This is a genomic window from Pantoea sp. IMH (assembly GCF_000599885.1).
Taxonomy (GTDB): domain Bacteria; phylum Pseudomonadota; class Gammaproteobacteria; order Enterobacterales; family Enterobacteriaceae; genus Erwinia.
Genome location: NZ_JFGT01000005.1, coordinates 159,949 through 186,166 on the forward strand (window position 1 = coordinate 159,949; position 26,218 = coordinate 186,166).

The following is a 26,218-nucleotide window of genomic DNA, read 5'->3' on the forward strand; positions in this document are numbered from 1 at the left end:
TGTTCGTCAGTGGCGAAATCTGGGGACCGCTTTTACGCCGTTAATCTCTGAAAGTTTGATCTGAAAGCCAAATTTTTTTGCGTTTGGTGCAGGCTTTAGTGGCGGCTTAGCTATGCTTACCAATATCGCTGAGTCCTTGCCGCCGGGATCACCCGCCAGCCCTGGCCAGAAGCGTTTTGTCTCCAACTGAAGTTGTCGCACGCTGCGGCGGTTTTTTGCAATGGAAGGCTTTCTCCCCATCAGCGTGCTTTTGGCTCAATGAAGAGCAGTACATCCCCGGTTCCGGGTGGGGATCGTCTGCCATACATCACGGGAAGACAGTCATGTCCGAGCTTACGGATCGTCAGCTTATTAACGATTTACTTTCTGGTCACTATGCTGACCCCTTTTCGCTACTTGGGATGCATCAGACCGCAAACGGTCTGGAAGTCAGGGCGCTGCTGCCGGACGCCACCGAAGTATGGGTGATTGAAACCAATACCGGACGTAAAGTGGCCCAGCTGGAATGCCTCGATTCCCGCGGCTTTTTTAACGGCGTGGTACCGCGCCGCAAAAACCTTTTTCGCTATCAGTTGGCCGTCACCTGGCATGGCCAGCAGAACCTGCTTGATGATGCCTACCGCTTTGGTCCCCTGCTGGCCGAAATGGACAGCTGGCTGCTCGCCGAGGGCACGCACCTGCGTCCCTATGAGACGATGGGCGCCCATGCCGATGTGATTGATGGCGTAATCGGTACGCGTTTCTCCGTCTGGGCACCGAATGCCCGGCGCGTGTCGGTGGTGGGCGATTTCAACTTCTGGGACGGCCGGCGTCATCCGATGCGATTCCGCCGCGAAATTGGCGTGTGGGAACTGTTTGTACCCGGTGCGGTACAGGGGCAGCTCTATAAGTTTGAAATCATCGATGCCCAGGGCCAGCTGCGGCTGAAAGCGGACCCCTATGCCTATGAAGCGCAAATGCGACCGGCCAGCGCCTCCATGATCTGCGGTATTCCACCCAAAACAGAGATGACCGAAGCACGGAAACGCGCTAACGATTTTGATGCGCCTGTTTCCATTTATGAAGTGCACCTTGGCTCCTGGCGGCGGCATACGGACAATAACTTCTGGCTCAGCTACAAAGACCTGGCTGAGCAGCTGGTGCCTTACGCGAAGGAGATGGGCTTCACCCACCTCGAACTGATGCCGATCCATGAGCACCCTTTTGATGGCAGCTGGGGCTATCAGCCGACGGGCATGTATGCGCCAACGCGCCGTTTCGGGACGCGCGATGAATTCCGCAACTTTATCGCCGTGGCGCATGAAGCCGGGCTGAACGTGCTGCTCGACTGGGTTCCCGGCCATTTCCCTTCCGATGATTTTGCCCTGGCGAATTTTGACGGTACCCAGCTTTATGAGCATGGCGATCCCCGGGAAGGCTACCATCAGGACTGGAACACGCTGATTTATAATTTTGGCCGCCGCGAAGTCAGTAATTTTCTGGCGGGTAACGCGCTCTACTGGATGGAGCGGTTCGGCATTGACGGCCTGCGCGTGGATGCAGTGGCGTCGATGATCTACCGCGATTACAGCCGTGCAGAAGGGGAATGGGTGCCAAACCACCTGGGCGGGCGGGAAAACCTCGAAGCGATTGCATTCCTGCGCTACACCAACCGCACGCTCGGGAACGCCGCACCGGGCACCGTCACCATCGCGGAAGAATCGACGGACTTTCCTGGCGTATCGCGGCCACCGGAAATGGGGGGGCTGGGCTTCTGGTACAAATGGAATCTGGGCTGGATGCACGACACGCTGGATTACATGAAGCAGGACCCGATCTACCGGAAATACCATCACAGCAACATGACGTTCGGGATGGTCTATAACAATACCGAGAATTTTGTGCTGCCGCTGTCGCATGATGAGGTGGTTCACGGTAAACGCTCTATTCTTGACAGGATGCCCGGCGATGCCTGGCAGAAATTCGCTAATCTGCGCGCCTATTACGGCTGGATGTTTGGTTTTCCCGGCAAGAAGCTGCTGTTTATGGGCAATGAATTTGCCCAGGGCAGAGAGTGGAACCATGACGCGAGTCTGGACTGGCATCTGCTTGAAGGCGAGGACAACTGGCACAATGGTGTACAGCGTCTGGTCAAAGATCTTAACCACACCTACCGCGCGATGCCGCCTCTTTACCAACTCGATTTCGATGAGATGGGCTTTGAGTGGCTGGTTGTGGACGATTTTGATAATTCCGTATTCGTCTTTGTGCGCCGCGACCGCGAAGGGAACGAGCTGATCGTTGCCAGTAACTTTACCCCGGTGACGCATCAAAGTTATCGCTTCGGCGTGCCGCAGGCGGGTCGCTGGCGCGAAGTGCTGAATACGGATTCCTGCCATTATCACGGCAGCAATACGGGTAATCATGGCGCGATCGACAGCGAAGCCATACCCAGCCATAACCGTGAACACTCACTCAGTATGACGCTGCCGCCACTTGCAACGGTCTGGTTACTGAGGGAAGCATCATGAGTCCCATACAGCCGGGAAAACCGACACCTTCCGGTGCGACCTATGACGGAAAAGGCGTTAATTTTTCCCTCTTTTCCCGGCATGCGGAACGGGTAGAGCTCTGCCTGTTCGATCGGCACGGACAAGAAACCCGCATCGATCTCCCTGAGCGCAGCGGTGACATCTGGCACGGTTATCTGCGGGCGGCCAGGCCCGGGCAGCGCTACGGCTATCGGCTGCATGGTCCATGGCAGCCGGAACAGGGCCACCGCTTTAATCCCTATAAGCTGCTTCTCGATCCCTGCGCGCAGGAGATTGACGGCGAGGTGGCTGACGATCCCCGCTTTCAGTGCGGCGAAAAGGCGATGAATACCGACGATAGCGCGGATGTGGCACCTAAAAGCGTCGTGCTGGCTGACGATTTTGACTGGGAGGAGGATGAACCGCCGTGCGTCCCCTGGGGCGAGACGGTGATTTATGAGGCGCACGTGCGCGGGCTGACCCTGAATCATCCGGAAATCCCTGAAGCGATAAGAGGCACTTACGCTGCACTGGGCCATCCGGTAATGATCGCCTATTTCAAACAGCTCGGCATTACCAGCCTGGAACTGCTGCCTGTGGCTTACTTTGCGCACGAACCCCGGCTGCAACGGCTGGGCCTGGTGAACTACTGGGGCTATAACCCGCTGGCGCCTTATGCGCTCAGTAACCGTTATGCATCAGGCACCAGCGGCAATTCGCCACGCGCTGAATTTCAGCAGGCCGTAAAGGCGCTTCACGCCGCAGGCATTGAAGTGATCCTTGACGTGGTGTTTAACCACACGGCGGAGCTTGAAGAGAACAGCGGTCCAACCCTTTGCCAGCGCGGCGTGGATAACAAGAGTTATTACTGGCTGACTGAACAGGGGGATTATCAGAACTGGACCGGTTGTGGCAACACGCTGAACATCAGCGATCCCTGGGTGATGAACTGGACGCAGGAGTGCCTGCGCTACTGGGTCGAGGTGTGCCACGTTGACGGCTTCCGCTTCGATCTGGCAACAGTGCTGGGCCGATCGCCGGAGTACCGGCGTGACGCCGCACTCTTTCAGGCCATCAGTGCCGATCCCGTTCTGTCGCAGTGCAAAATGATTGCGGAACCCTGGGATATCGGCCCTGGCGGTTATCAGGTCGGCAATTTTCCATCGCCGTTCGCCGAATGGAACGATCACTTCCGTGACGTTATGCGGCGGTACTGGCTGCATGGCGATGTAAGCAACGGCGAGTTTGCCCGCCGCTTTGCCGCCTCCAGCGATCTGTTCCAGCCTTCAGAACGGCCACCATCCAGCACGATCAATCTGATCACGGCTCACGATGGCTTCACTTTACGCGACGTGGTCAGTTTCAGTCAGAAACATAATGAAGCGAACGGTGAAGATAACCGGGACGGCAGCAACAGCAACTTCAGCCATAACCACGGCGTGGAAGGGCTGAACGCACCGCTGCTCGTGGCGGAACTGCGCCGTCGCAGCATGCACGCTTTGCTGACGACGCTACTGCTGGCGCAGGGAACGCCGATGCTGCTGGCGGGTGATGAGCACGGCCACAGCCAGCACGGTAATAACAACGCTTACTGTCAGGATAACGCGCTGACCTGGCTTGACTGGACGCATGGCGACAGTGGGCTTTTTACCTTTACGGCTGCCCTGATCCACCTGCGTAAGCAAATTCCGGCGCTACGGTCGGACTGCTGGTGGCAGGAAGGGGACGGGAATGTCGAATGGCTTGGCCAGAACGGCGAGCCGCTTAATGAGGAAGCGTGGCGACAGGGAGTGCACTGTCTGCAAATCCGGTTGTCCCGCCACTGGCTCCTTACCCTTAACGCCACCGAAGAAGTGCGCGATTTTGTGTTGCCTCAGGGGGAATGGCACGCCATCCCACCCTTCGCCGGGGATAACAACCCGATTCTGTTAGCTGTCTGGCATGGGCCCGCCCACGGTGTGTGCGTGTTCCAGGAACAATCGTAACAGGAGTCAGTCATGGTCAAACAAGATAAGAACGACCCCCTGATGCTGGCAAGACAATTGCCTTCACAAACGGTAGCCCTGATCCTGGCGGGCGGACGCGGCACGCGGTTACGGGATTTGACAGCCAAACGCGCCAAGCCTGCCGTCCATTTCGGCGGGAAATTTCGCATCATCGACTTTGCCCTGTCGAACTGTCTCAACTCCGGCATCCGCCGGATCGCGGTGATCACCCAGTATCAGTCCCATACGCTGGTACAGCATATCCAGCGCGGCTGGTCCTTCCTGAATGAGGAGATGAACGAATTTGTCGATCTTCTGCCCGCTCAGCAACGGCTCTCCACGGAACACTGGTATCGGGGAACCGCAGATGCCGTCACTCAGAACCTCGACATCATCCGCCGCTATCAGGCGAAATATGTCGTCATTCTGGCCGGGGATCATATCTATAAAATGGATTACTCGCGAATGCTGCTGGATCACGTTGAAAACGGGGCAAAATGCACCATCGCCTGCCTGCCGGTTCCGGTGGGGGAAGCAACCGCCTTTGGCGTTATGGCGGTCAATGACGAGAACAAGGTGATCGATTTTCTCGAAAAACCCGCAGAGCCGCCGCATATGCCGGGTGATGAATCTCAGGCGCTGGCGAGTATGGGGATCTATGCGTTTGACGCAGAATATCTCTACCAGTTGCTGGAAGATGATTTGAAAAACCCCGAGTCGAACCACGATTTTGGCAAAGACATTCTTCCCCAAATCGTCGCTTCCCGGGAAGCGCTCGCACATTCGTTCAGTGATTCCTGCGTGCAGAGCGATGAGACGGCACCGCCATACTGGCGCGACGTTGGTACGCTGGAAGCTTACTGGAAAGCCAATCTGGATCTCGCCTCGGTAACGCCAGAGCTGGATATGTACGATCGTGAATGGCCGATACGGACCCATATGGAGCCGCTTCCACCGGCGAAGTTTGTGCAGGACCGTTCGGGCAGCCACGGCATGACCATGAACTCACTGGTTTCCGGCGGCTGCATTATTTCCGGTTCGGTGGTGGTCAACTCTGTGCTTTTTTCCCGCGTGCGGATTAATTCTTTCTGCAATATCGAATCCTCCGTTCTCTCGCCGGATGTGGTGGTGGGGCGCTCCTGTCGTCTGCGCCGCTGCGTGATTGACCGCGCCTGCGTGCTGCCGGAGGGCACGGTTATTGGAGAGAACCCCGATGATGACGCACGTCGGTTTTACCGTTCTGAGGAAGGAATTGTGCTGGCGACGCGAAGCATGCTGGCAAAGCTGGGCTGGCGAAGTTAAGCACGTTTCATTTAAAAATTGTGGCAAGAAAAGGCAAAGGTATTTGATGCGGAGGAACGCGTCAGAACACAGTAAAAGGAGCCGATAATGCAGGTTTTACATGTCTGTTCAGAAATTTTCCCGCTGCTTAAAACGGGCGGGCTTGCTGATGTTGTTGGAGCATTACCGGCCGCGCAGATTGCAGAGGGCATCGACACCCGAGTCCTGCTTCCAGGTTTTCCCGACCTGAAGAAAGGCGTTGCGGATACCCGGGTTGTGGCGAAATTACAAACGTTCGCGGGCCCTGTAGAACTGCTTTATGGTGAGTATGACGGGGTGGGTATTTATCTGATTGACGCACCGGAACTGTATGACAGGCCGGGAAGTCCTTATCACGATGAATCGCAGTACGCTTATACGGATAACTACCTGCGGTTTGCGCTGCTGGGCTGGATGGGATGTGAGATGGCCTGCGGAGCCGATCCGCACTGGCGGGCCGAAATTGTTCATGCGCATGACTGGCATGCCGGACTGGCGTGCGCCTATCTGGCGGCGAAAGGAAGACCGGCAAAATCCGTCTTTACCGTGCACAATCTGGCCTATCAGGGGCTGTTCTATGCGCATCACCTTGATGAGATTGAGCTGCCCTGGTCGTTCTTCGATATGCACGGTCTGGAGTTTTACAATCAGATCTCCTATCTCAAAGCGGGGCTGTTCTTCGCCGACCATATTACGGCGGTCAGCCCTACCTATGCGCGGGAGATCACTCAGCCTGAATATGGCAACGGTATGGAGGAACTGCTCAAGCAGCGGCAGCTGGAAGGGCGGCTGACCGGCATCCTCAACGGCGTCGATCCCGCCATCTGGGATCCCGCCCACGACCTGCTTCTGACGGCGCGCTACAACCGTGATGTGCTGGATGCCAAGCTGGAAAACAAGCGACAGCTGCAGATTGCGATGGGCCTGAAAATTGATGATAAGGTCCCGGTGTTTGCCGTGGTCAGCCGCCTGACGAAGCAGAAAGGGCTGGACCTGGTGCTGGAAGCGCTGCCAGGCCTGCTGGAACAGGGCGGACAGCTGGTGCTGCTCGGAGCGGGAGACGCGGTGCTTCAGCAGGGCTTCCTGGCCGCTGCGGCTGAATATCCGGGTCAGGTGGGTGTGCAGATCGGCTATCACGAAGCCTTTTCGCATCGCATCATGGGAGGCGCCGATGTCATTATGGTGCCAAGCCGTTTTGAACCCTGCGGCCTGACGCAGCTCTATGGGCTGAAATATGGCACGTTGCCGCTGGTGCGGCGCACGGGCGGCCTGGCCGATACGGTCAATGACAGTTCGCTGGAGAACCTCGCCGACGGCATCGCCAGCGGATTTGTTTTTGAGGACAGTAACGCCTGGTCGCTGCTACGCGCGATTCGGCGTACTTTCGTACTCTGGTCCCGACCTTCACTGTGGCGCTATGTTCAGCGTCAGGCGATGGGGATGGATTTCAGCTGGAAGGTGGCCGCCGTCGCTTACCGCGATCTCTATCAACGTCTGTTGTAATCAGGAAATGGGAAACTCATTATGAAAGCGCCATTCACCTATACCGCCCCGACGCTGAGCGTTGAGGCGTTAAAGCACTCCATCGCCTATAAGCTGATGTTTACAATTGGCAAGGATCCTTCCATTGCCAATAAACATGAGTGGCTGAACGCAACGCTGCTGGCGGTACGCGATCGTATGGTCGAGCGCTGGCTGCGCTCCAGCCGCGCTCAGCTTTCACAAGATGTCCGGCAGGTCTATTACCTGTCGATGGAGTTTCTGGTAGGACGCACGCTCTCAAACGCCCTTCTCGCGATGGGCATCTACGATGATGCTCAGGCCGCGCTGGAAGAAATGGGCTTCGATCTGGAAGAGCTGATTGAGGAAGAGAACGATCCCGGTCTGGGCAACGGCGGGTTGGGGCGTCTGGCCGCCTGTTTCCTGGATTCTCTGGCGACGCTGGGCCTGCCGGGACGGGGCTATGGCATCCGCTACGATTACGGCATGTTCAAGCAGAATATTGTGGATGGTCGTCAGGCGGAATCCCCCGATTACTGGCTGGAATATGGCAACCCGTGGGAATTCCAGCGCCATAACACGCGTTATAAAGTCCGCTTCGGTGGCCGTATTCAGCTCGAAGGCAGCCGCGCCCGCTGGGTGGAAACGGAAGAAGTGCTGGCGATGGCCTACGATCAGATCATTCCCGGCTTTGATACCGATGCGACCAATACGCTGCGGCTGTGGGGCGCGCAGGCCAGTAATGAAATCAACCTGGGGAAATTTAATCAGGGCGATTACTTTGCGGCGGTTGAGGATAAAAACCACTCTGAAAACGTCTCCCGCGTGCTCTATCCGGATGATTCCACCTACTCGGGACGTGAGCTGCGCCTGCGTCAGGAATATTTCCTCGTTTCGGCAACCGTGCAGGATATCCTGCATCGCCACTGGGTTATGCACCAGACGTATGACAATCTGGCCGATAAAATTGCCATTCACCTGAATGATACTCACCCGGTGCTGGCCATTCCGGAACTGATGCGTCTGTTAATCGATGAACATAAGTATGGCTGGGATGACGCGTTCGAGGTGACCTGTCAGGTTTTTTCCTACACCAATCATACGCTGATGCAGGAAGCGCTGGAAACCTGGCCGGTGGATATGATCGGTAAGATCCTGCCACGTCATTTGCAGATCATCTTTGATATTAACGATTATTTCCTGAAAACAATCCAGGATTATTATCCCGATGACTGGGATCTCCAGTCGCGTATTTCAATCATCGATGAGACGGATGGTCGCCGGATACGGATGGCCTGGCTGGCCGTGGTGGTCAGTCATAAAGTGAATGGCGTTTCTGAACTGCACTCCAATTTAATGGTGCAGTCGCTGTTTGCTGATTTCGCCGCACTTTTTCCGGGACGTTTTTGCAATAAAACCAACGGAGTGACGCCGCGCCGCTGGCTGGCGTTGGCCAATCCGTCGCTCTCCGGCGTGCTGGATGAGGCGATTGGCCGTAACTGGCGCACCGAGCTGAGTCAGCTTGATGAGCTGAAGCAGCACATTGATTATCCGAGTTTTTTGACAAAAATCCGCGATGCCAAGCTGCATAATAAAAAGCGGCTGGCCGAGCATATTGCTAAAAATATGGATATCGTTATCGATCCCAACGCCCTGTTTGACGTGCAGATTAAGCGTATCCATGAATACAAGCGGCAGCTGCTGAATGTGCTGCACATTATTACCCGTTACAACCGCATTAAAGCCGATCCCGAAGCGAACTGGGTGCCAAGAGTCAATATTTTTGCCGGTAAAGCGGCATCGGCGTACTACATGGCGAAACACATCATTCACCTGATCAACGATGTGGCGAAGATCATTAACAACGATCCTCAGGTCAAAAATAAACTCAAAGTGGTGTTTATCCCGAACTATGGCGTCAGCCTGGCGCAGATCATCATCCCTGCCGCCGATCTGTCCGAACAGATTTCGCTGGCCGGAACGGAAGCGTCAGGCACCAGCAACATGAAGTTTGCGCTCAACGGGGCGCTAACGATCGGGACGCTTGACGGCGCGAATGTGGAAATGCGGGAACACGTGGGTGAGGAGAATATCTTTATCTTCGGTAATACCACGCCGGAAGTGGAGGCGCTGCGCGCCAGCGGCTACAGCCCTCATACCCTTTATCAGCAGGATGCTGAACTCCATCAGGCGCTGACCCAAATCGCAACCGGCGTGTTCAGCCCCGAGGAACCGGGTCGCTACCGGAATATCTTCGACTCGCTGGTACACCTGGGCGACCATTATCAGTTGCTGGCTGACTACCGTAGCTATGTGGACACGCAGGATAAGGTTGACCAACTTTACCGCCGTCCGGAAGAGTGGACGCGCAAAGCGCTGCTCAATATCGCCAACATGGGGTATTTCTCCTCCGACCGTACCATTCAGGAGTACGCGGATGAGATATGGGGAATCAAGCCCGTCCGGCTGTAGCGGCAGGCAATAAAAAAGGGCGGTTATCCGCCCTTTTTACTGTTCGCTCAACGGCTCAGGATGCCAGTGACAGTGCCGGTTTCTTCGCATGGTGCGCCAGCCACTCGCCGACGCGTGCACGCTGCTCCTCGTTGAGGAACATGCCCATCTTCGTCCGGCGCCACAGCGCGTCATCCGTCTGACGAACCCATTCATGGGCCACCAGATAGCGCAGCTCCGCCTCATAGAAATGGTGACCAAACAGCTCACCCAGATCCTCAAGGCTTTTCGCTTCGCTCAGAATCAGCTCTGTATTGCTGCCGTAGGTGCGGGCATAGTGACGCGCCATCGGCTCGGTGATAAACGGATAGCGGCGACGCAAGCTGGCGGCGTAATCTTCACGCGTACCGGCGATATCCCCCCCCGGCAACACGCAGGATTTGGTCCATGCCGGGCCGATGTTGGAATAGTAAGTCGACATTTTTTCCATCGCATGTTCCGCCAGCTTACGGTAAGTCGTCAGCTTGCCGCCAAACACCGACAGCAGAGGCGCCTGGCCGTTATCATCACGCACGTCCAGCGTGTAGTCGCGGGTGATTGCCTGTGGTGAATCGGATTCATCATCACATAGCGGACGCACGCCGGAATAAGTCCAGACGATATCTTGCTTGCTCAGCGTTTTCTTAAAGTGTGCGTTGAACACCTTCAGCAGATATTCCGTCTCATTGTCATCAATGTGGACGTTTTTAGGATCGCCTTTGTACTCAACGTCGGTGGTGCCGATAATTGAAAATTCATCCATCCACGGAATAACGAAAACGATACGGTTATCTTCGTTTTGCAGGATATAAGCCTGCTTTTCCGTATGAACGCGCGGCACAACAATATGGCTGCCTTTGATCAACCGGATGCCGTATGGCGATTTCAGTTCAAGCCCTTCATCAAAAAGCTGTTTGACCCAGGGACCTGCCGCATTCACCAGACCTTTGGCACGCCAGGTGAAGGTTTTACCGGTATCGATATCTTCCGCTTCAACGGTCCACAGATTATTTTCACGCCAGGCGCGGGTAACTTTGGTGCGGGTACGGACTTCGCCGCCGCGCTTTTCCACTTCCTGAGCGTTTAGCACCACCAGGCGGGCATCATCCACCCAGCAGTCTGAATATTCGAAACCGCGCGTAATTTCAGGCTTCAGCACGGAATCAGCGCCGAAATTCACCCCTTTGCTGCCCGGCAGGCTGGTACGTTTACCCAGGTGATCGTACATAAACAGACCGATGCGGATCATCCAGGCCGGACGCAGGTGGGGGCGATGCGGCAGGCGGAATCGCATCGGAAAAGCGATATGCGGGGCCATTTTCAGCAGCACTTCGCGCTCCGCCAGGGCTTCACTCACCAGGCGAAATTCGTAATGCTCCAGGTAGCGCAGGCCACCGTGAATCAGTTTTGAACTGGCAGAAGAGGTCGCGCAGGCCAAATCTTGCGCTTCCAGCATCAGCACAGACAGGCCGCGTCCAGCAGCATCTGCCGCAATCCCGGCGCCGTTGATGCCGCCACCGATCACGATCAAGTCTTTGGTTTCCACGTTATCTCCTCCGATGTTCGGAATAGTTCTTTAATGTTCGTTTTCGAGCATAATAATAATCGGAAACCAACATTGATGCCAGCGTTAACGGAATAAAAACATTTATGCGTGATATAGGTAACATTATTAGGGGCGTAAAAGCGGCTTAACCCTGCTTATTTCCGGGTTATTGTGGTCAGTTAACGCGTTACAATAGACTTTATTTACCCGGAGAGCGGTTATGGAACAATTTGAGTGCATCAGCGTGCAGCAGGCGCAGGAAGAACTGGCGCAAAACGGCGCGCTGATGGTGGATATACGCGATCCGCAGAGCTATGCGGCCGCCCATGCCAGCGGGGCTTTTCATCTGACGAATGATTCGCTGAAAGCCTTTATTGAACGCGCTGCGCCGGATGCGCCTGTTCTGGTGATGTGCTATCACGGCATCAGCAGTAAAAGTGCAGCTCAGTATCTGCTGACGCAAGGTTTTGGGCGCGTCTGTAGCGTGGACGGCGGGTTTGAAGCCTGGCAGTCAGCATTTCCACAGCAGGTTGAATCACTGGCGTAGCAGGCTGTCTTATTGATGGTGTAAAGCTGCCTTTCGGTAGCGTAAACAGGGAGTGCCAACGGCGATTATGCGTATTACTGAATTTTCTAACCCCCGTATGGCGCAGGCCTTCGTGGACTACATGGCCACGCGCGGCATCATGCTCAGAATCGAACATGATGAAGGCTACGTTCTCTGGCTGGATGATGATTCGAACGTCAATCTGGTCGAAAACGAACTTAACCAGTTTATCCGCGATCCTAACCATCCCCGCTATCTGGCGGCAAGCTGGCAGGCGGGCAATACAGAAAGCGGCATCCGCTACCAGCCCTCATCGCTGATGGAGAATATCCGCCAGCGGGCGGGTCCGCTGACGCTGTCGGTGATGGTTATCTGTGTTGCGGTATTTATCCTGATGCAGATCACCGGCTATCCGGTGGTGATGAGCTGGCTGGCCTGGCCGGATGTCGGCCAGCACTATCAGCTCTGGCGCTGGTTTACCCATGCATTTTTGCATTTTTCCCTTCTGCATATACTTTTCAACCTGCTCTGGTGGTGGTATCTCGGCGGCGCGGTAGAAAAGCGGTTGGGTTCCGGTAAGCTGTTTGTCATCATGCTGATTTCCGCGCTGCTCAGCGGCTGGATGCAGTCAAAATATAGCGGCGTGATGTTTGGCGGTCTGTCGGGCGCGGTTTATGCTCTGATGGGCTACGTCTGGCTGAGGGGCGAGCGGGACCCGGAAAGTGGGGTCTACCTTGAACGTGGTTTAATGGCTTTTGCCGTGGTCTGGCTGGTGGTGGGATATATGGACTGGTTTGGGCTCGCCATTGCCAATGCCGCGCATGTCACCGGCCTGCTGGTCGGGCTGGCCATGGCCCTCGTCGACAGCCGGCAGGCGAAGAGATCCTAATGTTAAGTCGCGCGGATGCGGTCAACAGGAGAGTTTTGTGAAGCAAACCCAACGTCATGACGCCATTATCGAGTTGGTGCGTCGCCAGGGCTACGTCAGTACGGAAGAGCTGGTGGAGCATTTCACCGTCAGCCCGCAAACCATCCGGCGGGATCTGAACGATCTCGCGGAGCAGAATAAAATACAGCGTCATCACGGCGGCGCGGCGCTCCCTTCCAGTTCGGAAAATACCGCCTGGCAGGATCGTAAAATGATGTGGTCAGCGGAAAAGGCGCGCATCGCGCAGCGCGTCGCCAGCCAGATCCCTGACGGCGCCTCCCTGTTTATCGATATCGGCACCACGCCCGAGGCGGTTGCGCATGCGCTGCTGAACCACAACAATCTGCGGGTGGTCACCAATAATCTCAACGTCGCTATGCTGATGATGTCAAAACCGGACTTCAGCCTGATTGTTGCCGGTGGTGAAGTTCGCACCCGTGACGGTGGCATCATGGGAGAAGCCACGCTGGATTACATTTCACAGTTTCGCCTTGATTACGGCATTCTGGGGATCAGCGGCATTGATATGGACGGATCGCTGCTCGACTTTGACTATCATGAAGTCCGCACCAAACGGGCCATCATTGAGAACTCCCGCTGCGTGATGCTGGTGGCGGATCATTCGAAATTTGGCCGCAACGCAATGGTCAATCTGGGCAACATGAGCCTGATCGATTATCTGTTTACCGATGAGGCTCCACCGCCCAACGTACTGAAAAACATTGAGCAGCATGAAGTTCATCTGGAACTCTGCTGAGGTCTGGCGCTCGCCTGACGGCAGCAGGGATGCTGCAAAACTGCTTCTTTATCGTTCTCACATTTTCTCACTTCTCAGGTGAGCATTTTCTGCTGTTCCGGTCTTAACTGTAAACGTCTGTAGTGCTTTTACTTTTCATCTTTCGTCCATTACTGGAAAAGGGAGCGGTATGTCGCAACTGAAATTTCATCCGGCGCGCTTTAACGCGCCGCTTACGCGCCAGGCAAAGCCGGTTTCTCTCTGGCAGAGCAAAGGATGAGGGGCGCGCTATGAACAGGAAAAAAATTGAAGAGCAGGCGGCAGCAGCGGGGATCGCCGCAAAATATGTGAATGCCAGAGGCGAACCTGAAGAGATCAGTCTGGCGATCCGTCAGCGGTTGCTGGCCGCAATGGCGCCAGCGAGCCGCAAAAAAAATGCGCCGCTTCCGGCCTGCAAGGTATTTATCCGTCGCCGTACGATGCTGCTGGATATTGCCGGTTCCGGACGCTATCAGTGGCGGCTGGAAACGGAAAGCGGGAAGACGTTTCACGGCGAAATTGACGGCGGCAGCGCGCTTAAGCTGCCTGCCAGCCTGGCGTACGGTTACCATCAGCTTACGCTTACGCAGGGCAAAAAAAGCTGGACGAGCCGCGTTATCGTCGCGCCTGAGCGCTGCTATGAACCGGAACCGCTGCTGGCCGGAAAACGGCTTTGGGGCGCCACCGTTCAGCTTTATACGCTGCGCTCGGAAAACAACTGGGGCATCGGCGACTTTGGCGATCTCAGAAGAATGCTGGCCGAAATTGCCGATCGCGGCGGTGCCTTTATTGGCCTGAATCCCATTCACTCGCTCTATCCGGCCAGTCCGGAAAACGCCAGTCCTTACAGTCCCTCATCACGACGCTGGCTGAATGTGATCTACATTGATGTCTCAGCCGTGCCGGATTTCCAGCAGAGCAAAGCAGCACAGCGCTGGTGGCAGCAGAAAAATACCCGTGCGCAGCTGGCGAAAGCAAGGGAAAGTGACTGGGTGGATTACACGCGGGTTATCGGGCTGAAAATGCAGGGGTTGTGTCACGCGTGGCACCATTTCAACCAGCGTGACGAGCAGGATGCCGATCGGCAGCAGTTCCAGAAATTTGTCGAGAGTGGCGGTAAAAGTCTGTTCTGGCAGGCCGCCTACGACGCGCTGCACGGCGCCATGCTGAAGGAAGATCCGCAGCGCTGGGGCTGGCCCGCCTGGCCGGAAGCACTACAGCAAACCGACAGCGAGGCGGTACAACACTTCTGCGACAGTAACGAAGAGGAGATCCGTTTCTGGCTATGGCTACAGTGGCTGGCGCACAGCCAGTTTGACGCCTGCTGGCAGCTCAGCCAGCAGCGCGGTATGCCGATTGGCCTTTATCGCGACCTGGCGGTTGGCGTGGCAGAAGGGGGAACGGAGACGTGGTGTGACCGGGAGCTGTACTGCCTGGGCGCGTCAGTGGGCGCGCCACCGGATATTCTCGGCCCGCAGGGACAAAACTGGGGTCTGCCGCCGATGGATCCCCACGTTATGACGGCAAGAGGTTATCAGCCCTTTATCGATCTCGTGCGGGCCAATATGGCGAGCTGCGGCGCGCTTCGCATTGATCACGTCATGTCGATGTTGCGGTTATGGTGGATACCTTACGGGGAAACGGCGGATAACGGCGCCTATGTTTATTACCCGGTAGAAGATTTACTGGCGATCCTGGCGCTGGAAAGCCAGCGCAACCGCTGCATGGTGATCGGCGAGGATCTGGGCACCGTGCCAAAGGAGATTGTCGCGATGCTTCGCCGTAGCGGCATTTATTCCTGGAAAGTGTTGTTCTTTGAACAAGATAAACCGGATAGCTATCGTTCGCCCGCTTCGTGGCCCCGTCAGTCGATGGCGAGCGCGACCACTCATGATCTGCCGACGCTGCGGGGATTCTGGACGGCGGGCGATCTTTCTCTCGGCGAGGAGTTAGGCATTTATCCGGATAAAGCCGTATTGCATGGGCTCCATCAGGATCGTGCCAGGCAGAAGCAGGCGCTGCTGGAGGCGCTGCGTCAGTATGGTTGCCTGCCTCAACGTAGCGGAAAAAATGCCAGCCTGATGGCGATGAACCCGCAGCTTAATCGCGCCATGCAGCGGTTTATCGCCGACAGCAACAGCGCGCTGCTGGGGCTACAGCCGGAAGACTGGCTGGACATGGCAGAGCCGGTCAACGTTCCCGGCACCACCGATCGCTACCCCAACTGGCGGCGTAAACTGGCGGTGACGCTGGAGGCGATGTTTAGCGACGATCGCATCAACAAACTGCTTAAAGACCTTAATCGCAGGCGCAACGCTGGCAACGGTGTGGGCAGAGAGAAATGAGCCAGGGAGGCCTGGAGAAAAACAGCGTGGCGCTTTGCAGCTAAGAAGAGTATTGCAGGGATGCATGCTGCGAAAGGGTTGAATGCTTCGAAAAGGATAAATGCGGCGGCAGAGAAGAATGCTGCGCAAGGAAGAAATAATGCGGGCAGCACAGAGGCCGCCCGCGTAACGCCGCCCACTCAGTAGAAGGAGTGCTCGCCGCGCTGGTGCTCGGTCAGATCGCGGACGCCCTTCAGTTCCGGGAAAGTGGCCAGCAGCTCTTTCTCAATCCCTTCCTTGAGGGTCACATCCACCATGGAACAGCCGTTACAGCCGCCGCCAAACTGCAGAATGGCGTAGCCGTCATCGGTGATTTCCATCAGGGATACCCGGCCGCCGTGGCTGGCGAGCTGTGGGTTGATCTGCGCCTGCAGCTGATATTCAACGCGTTCAATAAGCGGCGCGTCGTCGCTGACTTTACGCATTTTGGCGTTTGGCGCTTTCAGCGTCAGCTGGGAGCCAAGGTTATCGGTAACGAAGTCGATTTCCGCATCGTCGAGATAGGGTGCGCTCAGCTCATCCACATAGGCAGAGAGCTTTTCAAACTTCAGTTCGGTGTCGGTGGCTTCTACCGCATCGGGTGGACAGTAAGAGACACCGCACTCGGCAGTTGGCGTACCCGGATTAATGACGAATACGCGGATTTGGGTGCCATCTTCCTGTTTCGACAGCAGTTTTGCGAAGTGCTCTTGCGCAGAATCAGTAATTCGGATCATGGCGATTGCTCAATAGTTGACTAAATCAGTTGGTTATAATACGCCCATCGCCGACGCTCTACAAGGTTCGGCACAGGCACCATATCTGTACGCTGGCGGCGCCCGCCGCCAGCAAAATGCGGCTCATCTCCCCGGCAGTGCTGCCGGTGGTCACCACGTCATCGATAAGGGCAATATGCTCATCCCTGACACCGGTGACCACCCGGAAGGCACCCCGTAAATTCCGGCGGCGCGCCCGGGCTGTCAGGCTGTGCTGAACCGCTGTCTGACGAAGCGGCCTGATGCCTGCGGGCAGATAGCGGCAACCGAGCCAGTGGGCGAGAGAGCGGGTCACGCTTTCCATCTGGTGATAGCCGCGCTGCCAGGCGCGCTTTTTCTGTAAGGGTACAGTAAGTAGCAGCGTGGGTCTGCACAGCCCGTGCTCACGCCGTGCCGCCAGCCAGCGCAATAGCAGCAGCCTCGCCAGCATGGAGGAAAGCGCGTTAGCACGGAAAAATTTCAGCCGCTTAACCAGTTCGCGTACCGGCGGCTGCCAGTCGCTCACGGCGACCATATGTTGCCAGGCGGGAGGATGCAGCAGGCAGCGGCCGCATTCAAGACGGGATGTCGCTGCCGGTAGTCCGCAGCGGGGACAGCAGGCGGGCAGGCGGGGTAAGTTACGCAGACAAAGGCTACAGCAGCCATGATGCGCAAGGGCGAGCGGCATCTGACATAGCCAACAGGCGGCGGGGATTGATAGCATAGCGGCCTCAGATAAAAACAGGACAATAACGCATGACTCAGCTTTACTGGGAGACAACAGGCGCAGGCGATCGCGATCTTGTGATGCTGCACGGATGGGGGCTGAATGCGGAGGTGTGGCGCAGCACGTTGGCGCGGCTCAGCCCCCATTTTCGCCTGCATCTGGTGGATCTGCCCGGCTATGGACGCAGCCACTCTTTTCCCGCCATGAGTCTGGATGAGATGGTGGCCACGCTGCTGCCGCATGCCCCTGCGAAGGCGCTCTGGCTCGGCTGGTCGCTGGGGGGGCTGGCGGCCAGCAAAATGGCGTTACGCCACCCGGAGCGGGTAAGCGGCGTAATTGGTGTGGCAACCTCGCCTTGCTTTACGGCGGGTGAAGCCTGGCCGGGAATTAAACCGGAAACGCTCAGCGGCTTTCAGCGTCAGCTGAGCGAGGATTTTCAGCGTACCGTTGAGCGCTTTCTCGCGCTGCAAACGCTGGGCACCGAAACGGCACGTCAGGATGCCCGGATGCTTAAAAATGTGGTGCTTAGCCAGCAGGCTCCGGATGTTAACGTCCTGAACGGCGGGCTGGAAATATTGCGTACGACCGATCTGCGTGAAGCGATGCTGGCGTTTACCGTACCGCTGTTGAGAATTTATGGTGCCCTGGATGGACTGGTGCCGCGCCGCATCGTCCCCCTGCTTGACCAGGCATGGCCCGACAGCGAGGCGGTCATTATTGATAAAGCTGCCCATGCGCCCTTTATTTCTCACCCGGAAATCTTTTGCCAGCAACTGATTGATTTCGATTTGAAAATATCACATTAAATTTGCCTTTCCGGCTGGCTATTTATCCATCAGGGGCAATAATAAAGAGGGTAAGCAGGAACGCTTACCTTTTACCTCTGAGATGGCCAGGGAGCCGGACAGTCTTCTCCCTGTAACCCCATCGAGCGACGGCTTATTTCTAACAACTATGCAGGAGAGTGTTTGATGAAAATGTTCAAAACAGCTGTGGCCGGTTTACTGGTTAGTGCAGTTTCTTTCGGCGCATTTGCCGCGCAGGAAGTGACGAAAGAAGAAGTGCAGACCATGAAGCTTGAAAAAATTGGTACGGTTAGCACGACGGCAGAAACCACCTCGCCAATGGACGCTAAAGAAGAGCTGTCCAAAATGGCTGATGAAAAAGGCGGGAAATATTTCCTGGTGATCGCCGGCCGTGAGCACGGTAAATTCAGTGCTACCGCAGACGTCTATAAGTAAATCCCGGAAGCAGGCAGAGCGCATTCTGCCTGCTTTTTAACCCTTCAGCCACAGCCAGCCCCAGGGCGCCAGCGACACCGGCGCGTCACCTTCTATGCGCTCATCATTATTGATATTTCTGTAGCGCCTGTTTTCCGGCAGCGACCAGGTCACCTCACGTCCGCTGAGGTTGTAGATACACAGTAGCGCATCATGTTTTTTAACCGGCTGCCGGCCGATGACCAGCAGCGCATTGTCGCTTTCCAGCACCTCCATCGGCGTATCGGGATGAAAGGCCGGCTGGCGGATGCGTAGCTGAATCAGCGCGCTCAAAGCGTGGTAAACACGGTGACGCAGCGACTTGCGATCGCCCAGCGCCGCTTCAATCGCGCTGATGGCATATTTTTCACGGTTAATCGCCCGGTTATGCCCGGCGACCTTCACGCCTTCCATATCATTTCGCGATCCCAGAATGCTCTGTACATAAATGGCCGGCACGCCGGGAAAGGCCAGTAGCAGGGCATGAGCCAGCATAAAGCGCTGCAGCCGCGTGTCATCGTCATCCTCTTTTTTGTTCAGCGCGTCCATGTAGGTGACGTTGATTTCGTAGGGACTGGCGGTGCCGTCAGGATTGTTTTTCCATGAAATTAACGCGCCTTCGGTGGCCAGATCGCGCACCAGAGACACGATTTCGGTTTCAGGCAGAATGCCGCGTAGCGGGTTCAGGCCAATGCCGTCGTGGGAAGCGAGGAAATTGAAAAAAGTGGTGGTGCCGTCTCCCGTACCGAGAGAGGCCGCCCACTGCTTCAGCGCGCGGGAAGAACCATAGTGGATTGCGTGCAGCACTAATGGTGGCAGCGAAAACTGATAAACCATCTGCGCTTCATCGTATCCGTTACCGAGGTAGCTGATATTGTCTTTATGCGGCACGTTGGTTTCGGTAATGATCACCGTGCCTGGCGCCACTACATTGGCAATAGCGCGAAACAGCTTCACCAGCTGGTGCGTTTTTTCGAGATGAATGCAGTTGGTGCCAGGGGTTTTCCACATGTAGCCGACCGCATCGAGCCGGACGTAGTCTGCGCCTTTTGCCAGGTAATCCAGCAGAACGTCAGCCATACGCAGCAGAACCTCAGGATTGGCAAAGTTGAGGTCAATCTGATCGGCACTGAAGGTTGTCCAGATAAACCGCGTACTGCCGTCAGCCATCTCAAAAGGTGTCAGCAAAGGCGATGTGCGCGGACGGGTAACGCCGCTCAAATCGGTTGCGGGCGGCATACTGATAAAAAAGTCATCCCAGCCAGCATCCATCGCCAGATAGTGCTTAAACCAGCGGCTGTGTGCGGAGATATGGTTACAGACAAAATCGAACATCAGGCGCGTATGCTGGTGCAGTTCAGCCACATCAGACCAGTCGCCGCAGATGGCGCTGACCTGATGATAATCAATCACCGAAAAGCCATCGTCCGACGAATAGGGAAAAAAGGGCAGCAGATGCACAAGATTGAAGCTGGACTGGAGATGCTGTTGATAAAAGCGGGAGAAGGTACGCAGCGTGGGAGCTTCACTTTCGCGGAACTGATCGGCATAGGTTATCAGCACCACATCTTTTTCATCCCAGTGCGCTTTACGCTGATGCGACAGGGCATCACGCGTGGTGCAGATGGCGGCGGCCAGCCTTGCCCGACAGGCGTCGGGAAAAGTGCCGTCATAGATCTTATCGAGTAGGGAATTGATAATTTCCATTTTATTGGGGGAGCCACCGCAATTATTCAATGCCACATTAGCTTTCACTGTAGACCGTTGAAGCAATATCGCAACTTCAACGGCCCTTTAGCGCAAAAGCGGCAGGATCAGTGGCAGTTGCCGCTTTTGGCGCATCCCTGGCAGCGGTTTTCAGCCCCGACCGTTCTGACCGCCAGGCGCCCTGGCGGCAGATGGATATTTTTCAGTATCAGCCAGATCAGCAAATTGAAGAGCGCGATCGCCAGTAGTGTGACGCTGCTGTACTGAGGATGCTCACTGAAGGTGGCAACCTGATAGAAGAGCGTCGCCAGCGAATAGGCCAGATTCAGGCCCCAGAAAACGGAAAACAGCATCCAGCGGGTACTGCTTTCGCGGGCAATCGCCCCCATAACCGATACGCAGGGCACATAAAGCAGCACAAAAATCAGATAGCTGTAGGCAGCGGCATCGTTGACAAACTTGCTGTGCATGATGCCCATCGCGCCGCTCGCCATCTCGCCGTCGCCCTTACTGGCTTCAAACGGATTGGCTAATACGCTGAGGCTGAAGGTATCCCGTACGCTCGCCCAGGTTTCCGACAGGGCATCGCCCAGCTCGGCGGTCAGGCTGAAGCTGGCCGCATCAAAGGGCTCATCATGCAGCGCCTCGGCGGTATAGAGCGTGTTCAGCGTACCGACAACAACTTCCTTCGCCATCGCCCCGGTGATCAGACCGACCGTTGCCTGCCAGTTATCATCGTGGACCCCCATTGGCGCCAGCAGCGGCGTGATCTGGCGGCTGACCGTTGCCAGCGCCGATTCATCAATGCCTGATACCGGCTGACCGCTGAAGGAGAAGCTGTTCAGGCCACCAATCAATATGCTCACCAACACGATGACCTTGCCAGCCCTGAACACAAAGCTTTTCAGCCGTTGCCAGGTTTGCAGCAGCAGGCTCTTCAGGTGCGGAACGTGCCAGGTCGGCAGTTCCATCACAAAGGGTGAAGCCTCGCCGCGCATCAGCGTATGCTTCAGCACCAGGCCGGTCAGGATTGCAGCGGCAATGCCGAGCAGATAAAGACTGAATACCACCAGCGAGCCGTGCTGGCCAAAAAACGCCGCGGCAAAGACGGCAAAGATTGCCAGCCGGGCGCCACAGGACATAAAGGGTGCCATCAATACGGTAATCAGCCGTTCACGCGGCGCATCCAGCGTACGGGCGCCCATCACCGAAGGCACATTACAGCCAAAACCCACAATCAGCGGCACAAATGATTTGCCCGGCAGCCCGAGTGCCTGCATCAGACGATCCATAACAAAAGCCGCCCTGGCCATATAGCCTGAGTCTTCCATCAGCGAAAGAAACAGATACATCAGACCGATTTGCGGGATCAGCGGCATAACCGTGTTGATACCGCCACCGATGCCCTGCGCCAGGAACAGCGTGAGCGGCAGCGGAAAATGCAGCATGGCGCCTGCCCACTGCATGCCGTGAATAAAGAGCGCGGCAGAACCGAGATCGAACAAGGGTTGCAGCGCACCGCCAAGATTGATCGCCATAAAAAACATCAGGTACATCACCAGCAAAAATACCGGCAGGCCCAGCCAGCGGTTCATCACCAGCCTGTCCAGCCTGGCCGAAAGCTGATGCGGCGTCGCCCGGTCAGGTTCGATCACATGCTGGCAGACGGCTTCAATGGCCGCATAACGGGCGGTGACGATACGCAAAGGGTCATCCTGCTGACCCGGCAGCGTTGCCAGCAGCTCTGCCGCCTGGCCGATCTGTTCACGACTGTAGATATCGCCTTCCAGGGTTTGCAAGGCCAGCCAGCGCTTCTGCTGCGGCGTATAGTGAGGCGGCATGGCATCGCACAGCGTGGCGACGTTGCGCAATACGTCGTCGGGGTAGTGAACCGTAAGTTCTCCCGGCTGGCGGGAATGGCTGTCGATGGCCGCCTTCAGCTTATCAATGCCCCGCCCGCGGTTTGAGACCAGCGGGACCACCGGGCAGCCGAGGCGTTTTTCCAGTTCGGCAATATTGATGGCTATCTGCTGATTTTCAGCAATATCCAGCATATTCAGCGCAACGATGCAGGGAATGCCCAGCGCCTGGAGCTGGAGCGTCAGGTAGAGATTACGCTCCAGATTGCTGGCATCCACGACGTTAATCACCAGATCCGCCTCACCGCTCAGCATGTAATGACAGGCGATCTGCTCGTCAAGCGAGGTCTGATCGGAGATGGTCGTCAGCGAGTAAGTGCCGGGAAGATCGATCAGCCGCACCTTATACTGGCCGGTGATAAAGTTACCTTCCTTACGTTCAACGGTCACGCCAGCCCAGTTTCCCACGCGCTGCCGTGCGCCGGTAAGCTGATTAAACAGCGTGGTTTTACCGGCGTTAGGGTTGCCAATTAAGCCGATTGTGCAGGGTTTCATGGTTAAGCGCGCTCCAGCTGAAGAGAGGCGAGATCCTTTTTGCGCAGCATCAGGCTGACGCGACGCGTATCGATCTGCACGGGATCGCCAAAGGGCGCCACGCGTTTTACTTCAAAAGTGGCGCCCGGTAGCAGGCCGAGGGAGAGAAGCTTCTGGCGAAAGGCGATACTGACGTCAGGGGAAAAGCGAACGATTTTGTAGTGTTCTCTGGCAATAAGCTGCATAAATCCACCCAGGCGGTTCTTGCCGCACCGTGATAATTAACAGCGTAAATTATAATGAGAACCATTCTCGTAAACATTGACTCAGGACAATTTTTAATCGGGGAAGAAACGGGAAGCGCCGGACGGCACCTCCCGGAGAGACGCTTAACGCTTTTTACCGAACGCGGCTGCCAGCGCATCGCCCATCGCGCTGTTATTACTGGCAGCGGCCTGGGCCGGCTGACGTGGCCGCGCCTTGCCCTGCGCCGGACGTCCGTTTTCCCGATCGCTCTTACCGCCGCTGCGGCGTGACTGGGTTTCGCCTGGCTGCTCATCAAGGCGCATCGTCAGGGCAATACGCTTGCGCTGAAGATCAACCTCCATCACTTTCACTTTAACGATATCGCCTGCCTTCACCACTTTATGCGGGTCATCAACAAACTTATCGGCCAGCGAGGAGATGTGTACCAGACCGTCCTGATGTACGCCAATATCCACAAAGGCGCCGAAGTTAGTGACGTTGGTGACCGATCCTTCCAGCACCATTCCCGGCAGCAAATCGCTCAGGGTATCAATGCCTTCAGCAAACTGGGCGGTTTTGAATTCAGGGCGCGGATCGCGACCCGGTTTTTCCAGTTCTTTAATGATATCGGTGACGGTCGGCAGGCCGAAGCGCTCGTCGGTAAAATCGACCGCTCTCAGCGTACGCAGTCCGGCAGGGTTGCCCATCAGCGCATTCAGTGCCTCGCCGGTGGCGGCCAGGATACGCTGCACGACCGGATAGGCTTCCGGGTGCACCGTAGAAGCATCCAGCGGGTTATCACCCTGATTGATGCGCAGGAAGCCCGCGCACTGCTCAAAGGCTTTCGGCCCCAGCCGGCTCACCTTCATTAACTGCTGGCGATTCTGAAAGCGGCCATTTTCATCACGCCAGCTGACGATATTCTGCGCCATCATTTTCGTCAGGCCTGCCACACGGGTCAGCAGCGGAACGGAGGCGGTATTCAGATCCACGCCTACGCCGTTCACACAGTCTTCCACGACGGCGTCCAGCTTCTTCGCCAGCTGGCTCTGGCTGACGTCATGCTGATACTGGCCCACGCCGATCGATTTCGGGTCGATTTTGACCAGCTCGGACAGCGGATCCTGCAACCGGCGGGCAATGGAGACGGCACCGCGCAGGGAAACATCCAGATCGGGAAACTCCAGCGCGGCCAGCTCGGAAGCGGAATAGACGGACGCGCCAGCCTCGCTGACGATGACTTTTTGCGCGGTAACCTGCGGAAACTGCTTCTGAACGTCCAGGAAGAAACGTTCGGTCTCGCGCGAGGCGGTTCCGTTGCCAATGGCTACCAGTTCCACGTTGTGACGGGTGCACAGTGCCGCAACGGCCGCCGCTGCTTTGGCTGCCTGGCCGGTATGCGGATAAATCGTGTCGGTGGCCACCACTTTGCCCGTTGCATCCACGACGGCCACTTTTACGCCGGTACGCAGTCCCGGATCGAGGCCCATCGTCGCACGCATTCCTGCTGGCGCGGCCATCAGCAAATCGTGCAGGTTACGGGCAAAGACATTAATGGCTTCATCTTCAGCGCGCTCGCGCACCGTGCCCATCAGTTCGGTTTCCAGATGCAGCAGCACTTTAATGCGCCATGTCCAGCTGACGACCGCTTTGCGCCAGCTGTCAGCCGGAGCATTGTTGAGACGCAGATTAAGGTGTTCAGCAATAATCTGCTCACCCTGGCTTTCACGGGGCGGCTCATCGAACTGGGGATCGGCGTTCAGCGCCAGCTGCAGTACGCCTTCGTTACGACCACGGAACATCGCCAGCGCACGGTGCGAAGGCACGGTGGCAAGCGGTTCGTGATGATCGAAATAGTCGCGGAACTTGGCGCCTTCCTCCTCTTTCCCTTCAATCACGCGTGAAACCAGATGGGCGTTCTTCCAGAGGTAATTACGTACTTTCGCCAGCAGGGAAGCATCCTCGGCAAAACGCTCCATCAGGATATAGCGTGCACCATCCAGCGCGGCTTTGGTGTCCGCGACGCCTTTATCCGCATCGACGAAGCGGGCGGCCAGCAGCTCAGGCGTCTGCGACGGATCCTGCCACAGCGTATCGGCCAGCGGTTCCAGTCCGGCTTCGATAGCGATCATGCCGCGCGTACGACGCTTTGGTTTATAAGGAAGATAGAGATCTTCCAGTTCGGTTTTACTCTGGGTGCTGCTGATGGCGCTGGCCAGTTCGTCGGTCAGCTTGCCCTGATCAGCGATCGATTTAAGAATTGCCTGGCGGCGTTCGGCCAGTTCGCGCAGGTAGACGAGGCGGGTTTCCAGCTGGCGCAGCTGGGTATCGTCCAGCCCGCCGGTCACTTCCTTACGATAGCGTGCGATAAAGGGCACGGTATTTCCTTCATCCAGCAGACGAACAGCGGCTTCAACCTGTTCTGCCCTGGCCTGAAGCTCACTTGCAATTAGGTGGCTCAGCGAATCTTTCATCATGGGTTACTTTATGGCTATAAGACAGCGGTAAGTTATACGGTTTGCGGGGGCAAATTGCCAGCGCATGGCTGGCCAGATGCGCAATAACCGTGCGGTCAGGATGGGTTAATATAATCAATATTCACCACATACCAGGTGGCTTCGCCGGCTGGCGTCATCACCGTGGCAACGTCTCCGGTCTCTTTTTTTAACAGGGCGCGCGCCATCGGTGAATCAATGGAGATGTAGTCTTTACGGCCAAAGATTTCGTCATAGCCGACGATGCGAAAGCGCTTCAGCTCGCCGTCGTCATTCTCCACTTCCACCCAGGCGCCAAAGAAGACTTTGCCATCCTGCTGCGGCGAGTAGTCGACAATGCGCAGCTGCTCCAGACACTTGGTCAGATAGCGGACGCGGCGGTCGATCTCACGCAGGCGCTTCTTATTGTACTGATAATCAGCGTTTTCACTCCGGTCGCCAAGGCTCGCCGCCCAGGTCACTTTTTTGGTCACTTCCGGGCGTTCGGTGCGCCAGAGAAAGTCCAGCTCGGCTTTCAGCTTATCGAATCCTTCGCGGGTAATCAGTTTGGTTCTCATCCGGCAACGGCCATCTTCAGTGAAACAATGGGCGTCATTGTAATCACTCTGACGTAGTTATTCATCATCAGTGGCTGTTGCCTTATCTGCGGTTTTTCCTCTCTTTTTTACAATG

The 26,218-nt window shown here is 56.4% G+C and carries 19 protein-coding genes; 11 read left to right on the forward strand and 8 right to left on the reverse strand.

All coding sequences use genetic code 11. The annotated features are described in order from the left end of the window. Positions 1-323 precede the first annotated feature (323 nt). The 5 genes from glgB (at position 324) to glgP (ending at position 9,787) form a co-directional block, all read left to right on the forward strand. On the forward strand, positions 324-2,510 hold the full coding sequence (gene glgB / locus EA20_RS0108915) for a 1,4-alpha-glucan branching enzyme (RefSeq protein WP_024966497.1): 2,187 nt from the start codon (positions 324-326) through the stop codon (positions 2,508-2,510). Then, positions 2,507-4,495, forward strand: a complete 1,989-nt coding sequence (glgX, locus tag EA20_RS0108920; protein ID WP_024966498.1) for a glycogen debranching protein GlgX — start codon at positions 2,507-2,509, stop codon at positions 4,493-4,495. The genes glgB and glgX overlap by 4 nt, the downstream gene beginning before the upstream one ends. Before the next feature lie 12 nt (positions 4,496-4,507). Beyond that, positions 4,508-5,797 (forward strand): glucose-1-phosphate adenylyltransferase, encoded by a 1,290-nt coding sequence (glgC, locus tag EA20_RS0108925; protein ID WP_024966499.1) that lies wholly within the window; start codon positions 4,508-4,510, stop codon positions 5,795-5,797. 87 nt (positions 5,798-5,884) lie between these two features. Then, entirely contained in the window at positions 5,885-7,318 is a 1,434-nt protein-coding gene (glgA, locus tag EA20_RS0108930; protein ID WP_024966500.1) for a glycogen synthase GlgA, read from the forward strand. Between the two features lie 21 nt (positions 7,319-7,339). Continuing rightward, positions 7,340-9,787 carry a glycogen phosphorylase gene (gene glgP, locus EA20_RS0108935; RefSeq protein WP_024966501.1) on the forward strand — a complete coding sequence of 816 codons (2,448 nt, stop codon included), beginning with the start codon at positions 7,340-7,342 and terminating at the stop codon, positions 9,785-9,787. Between the two features lie 55 nt (positions 9,788-9,842). Here the strand turns inward: glgP and glpD are convergent, their stop codons facing one another. Further along, positions 9,843-11,351, reverse strand: a complete 1,509-nt coding sequence (glpD, locus tag EA20_RS0108940) for a glycerol-3-phosphate dehydrogenase (RefSeq protein ID WP_024966502.1) — start codon at positions 11,349-11,351, stop codon at positions 9,843-9,845. A 220-nt stretch (positions 11,352-11,571) separates the two neighbouring features. Between glpD and glpE the strand changes: the two genes are divergently transcribed. From glpE to malQ, 4 genes are all read left to right on the forward strand, one after another. Then, positions 11,572-11,898: a thiosulfate sulfurtransferase GlpE gene (glpE, locus tag EA20_RS0108945; protein ID WP_024966503.1), complete on the forward strand. Its 327-nt coding sequence runs from the start codon at positions 11,572-11,574 to the stop codon at positions 11,896-11,898. Positions 11,899-11,965: 67 nt separating this feature from the next. Further along, positions 11,966-12,787 (forward strand): rhomboid family intramembrane serine protease GlpG, encoded by an 822-nt coding sequence (glpG, locus tag EA20_RS0108950; protein WP_024966504.1) that lies wholly within the window; start codon positions 11,966-11,968, stop codon positions 12,785-12,787. 37 nt (positions 12,788-12,824) lie between these two features. Further along, complete coding sequence (locus tag EA20_RS0108955; protein WP_024966505.1) at positions 12,825-13,583, forward strand: DeoR/GlpR family transcriptional regulator; 759 nt, start codon at positions 12,825-12,827, stop codon at positions 13,581-13,583. A 269-nt stretch (positions 13,584-13,852) separates the two neighbouring features. After that, complete coding sequence (gene malQ, locus EA20_RS0108965; RefSeq protein ID WP_024966506.1) at positions 13,853-15,946, forward strand: 4-alpha-glucanotransferase; 2,094 nt, start codon at positions 13,853-13,855, stop codon at positions 15,944-15,946. Between the two features lie 179 nt (positions 15,947-16,125). Here malQ and nfuA read toward each other — a convergent pair whose 3' ends face one another. After that, positions 16,126-16,701, reverse strand: coding sequence for a Fe-S biogenesis protein NfuA (gene nfuA, locus EA20_RS0108970; RefSeq protein ID WP_024966507.1), 576 nt, complete (start codon positions 16,699-16,701; stop codon positions 16,126-16,128). Between the two features lie 58 nt (positions 16,702-16,759). Next, a complete protein-coding gene (gntX, locus tag EA20_RS0108975; protein WP_024966508.1) occupies positions 16,760-17,443 on the reverse strand; it encodes a DNA utilization protein GntX in 684 nt (227 codons plus the stop codon). Between the two features lie 32 nt (positions 17,444-17,475). Between gntX and bioH the strand changes: the two genes are divergently transcribed. Beyond that, the gene (bioH, locus tag EA20_RS0108980) at positions 17,476-18,252 is read left to right on the forward strand and encodes a pimeloyl-ACP methyl ester esterase BioH (RefSeq protein WP_024966509.1); all 777 of its coding nucleotides are present in this window, start codon (positions 17,476-17,478) and stop codon (positions 18,250-18,252) included. A gap of 165 nt (positions 18,253-18,417) precedes the next feature. Continuing rightward, positions 18,418-18,687: a DUF1471 domain-containing protein gene (locus EA20_RS0108985; RefSeq protein ID WP_024966510.1), complete on the forward strand. Its 270-nt coding sequence runs from the start codon at positions 18,418-18,420 to the stop codon at positions 18,685-18,687. Between the two features lie 36 nt (positions 18,688-18,723). Here the strand turns inward: EA20_RS0108985 and EA20_RS0108990 are convergent, their stop codons facing one another. The 5 genes from EA20_RS0108990 to greB form a co-directional block, all read right to left on the reverse strand. Then, complete coding sequence (locus EA20_RS0108990; RefSeq protein WP_024966511.1) at positions 18,724-20,412, reverse strand: alpha-amylase family glycosyl hydrolase; 1,689 nt, start codon at positions 20,410-20,412, stop codon at positions 18,724-18,726. Between the two features lie 107 nt (positions 20,413-20,519). After that, positions 20,520-22,826, reverse strand: a complete 2,307-nt coding sequence (gene feoB / locus EA20_RS0108995; protein WP_024966512.1) for a Fe(2+) transporter permease subunit FeoB — start codon at positions 22,824-22,826, stop codon at positions 20,520-20,522. 2 nt (positions 22,827-22,828) lie between these two features. Beyond that, positions 22,829-23,050, reverse strand: coding sequence for a ferrous iron transporter A (gene feoA, locus EA20_RS0109000; protein ID WP_024966513.1), 222 nt, complete (start codon positions 23,048-23,050; stop codon positions 22,829-22,831). Positions 23,051-23,194: 144 nt separating this feature from the next. After that, entirely contained in the window at positions 23,195-25,528 is a 2,334-nt protein-coding gene (locus tag EA20_RS0109005) for a Tex family protein (RefSeq protein WP_024966514.1), read from the reverse strand. 95 nt (positions 25,529-25,623) lie between these two features. Then, positions 25,624-26,103: a transcription elongation factor GreB gene (greB, locus tag EA20_RS0109010; protein ID WP_024966515.1), complete on the reverse strand. Its 480-nt coding sequence runs from the start codon at positions 26,101-26,103 to the stop codon at positions 25,624-25,626. Between the last annotated feature and the right edge of the window lie 115 nt (positions 26,104-26,218).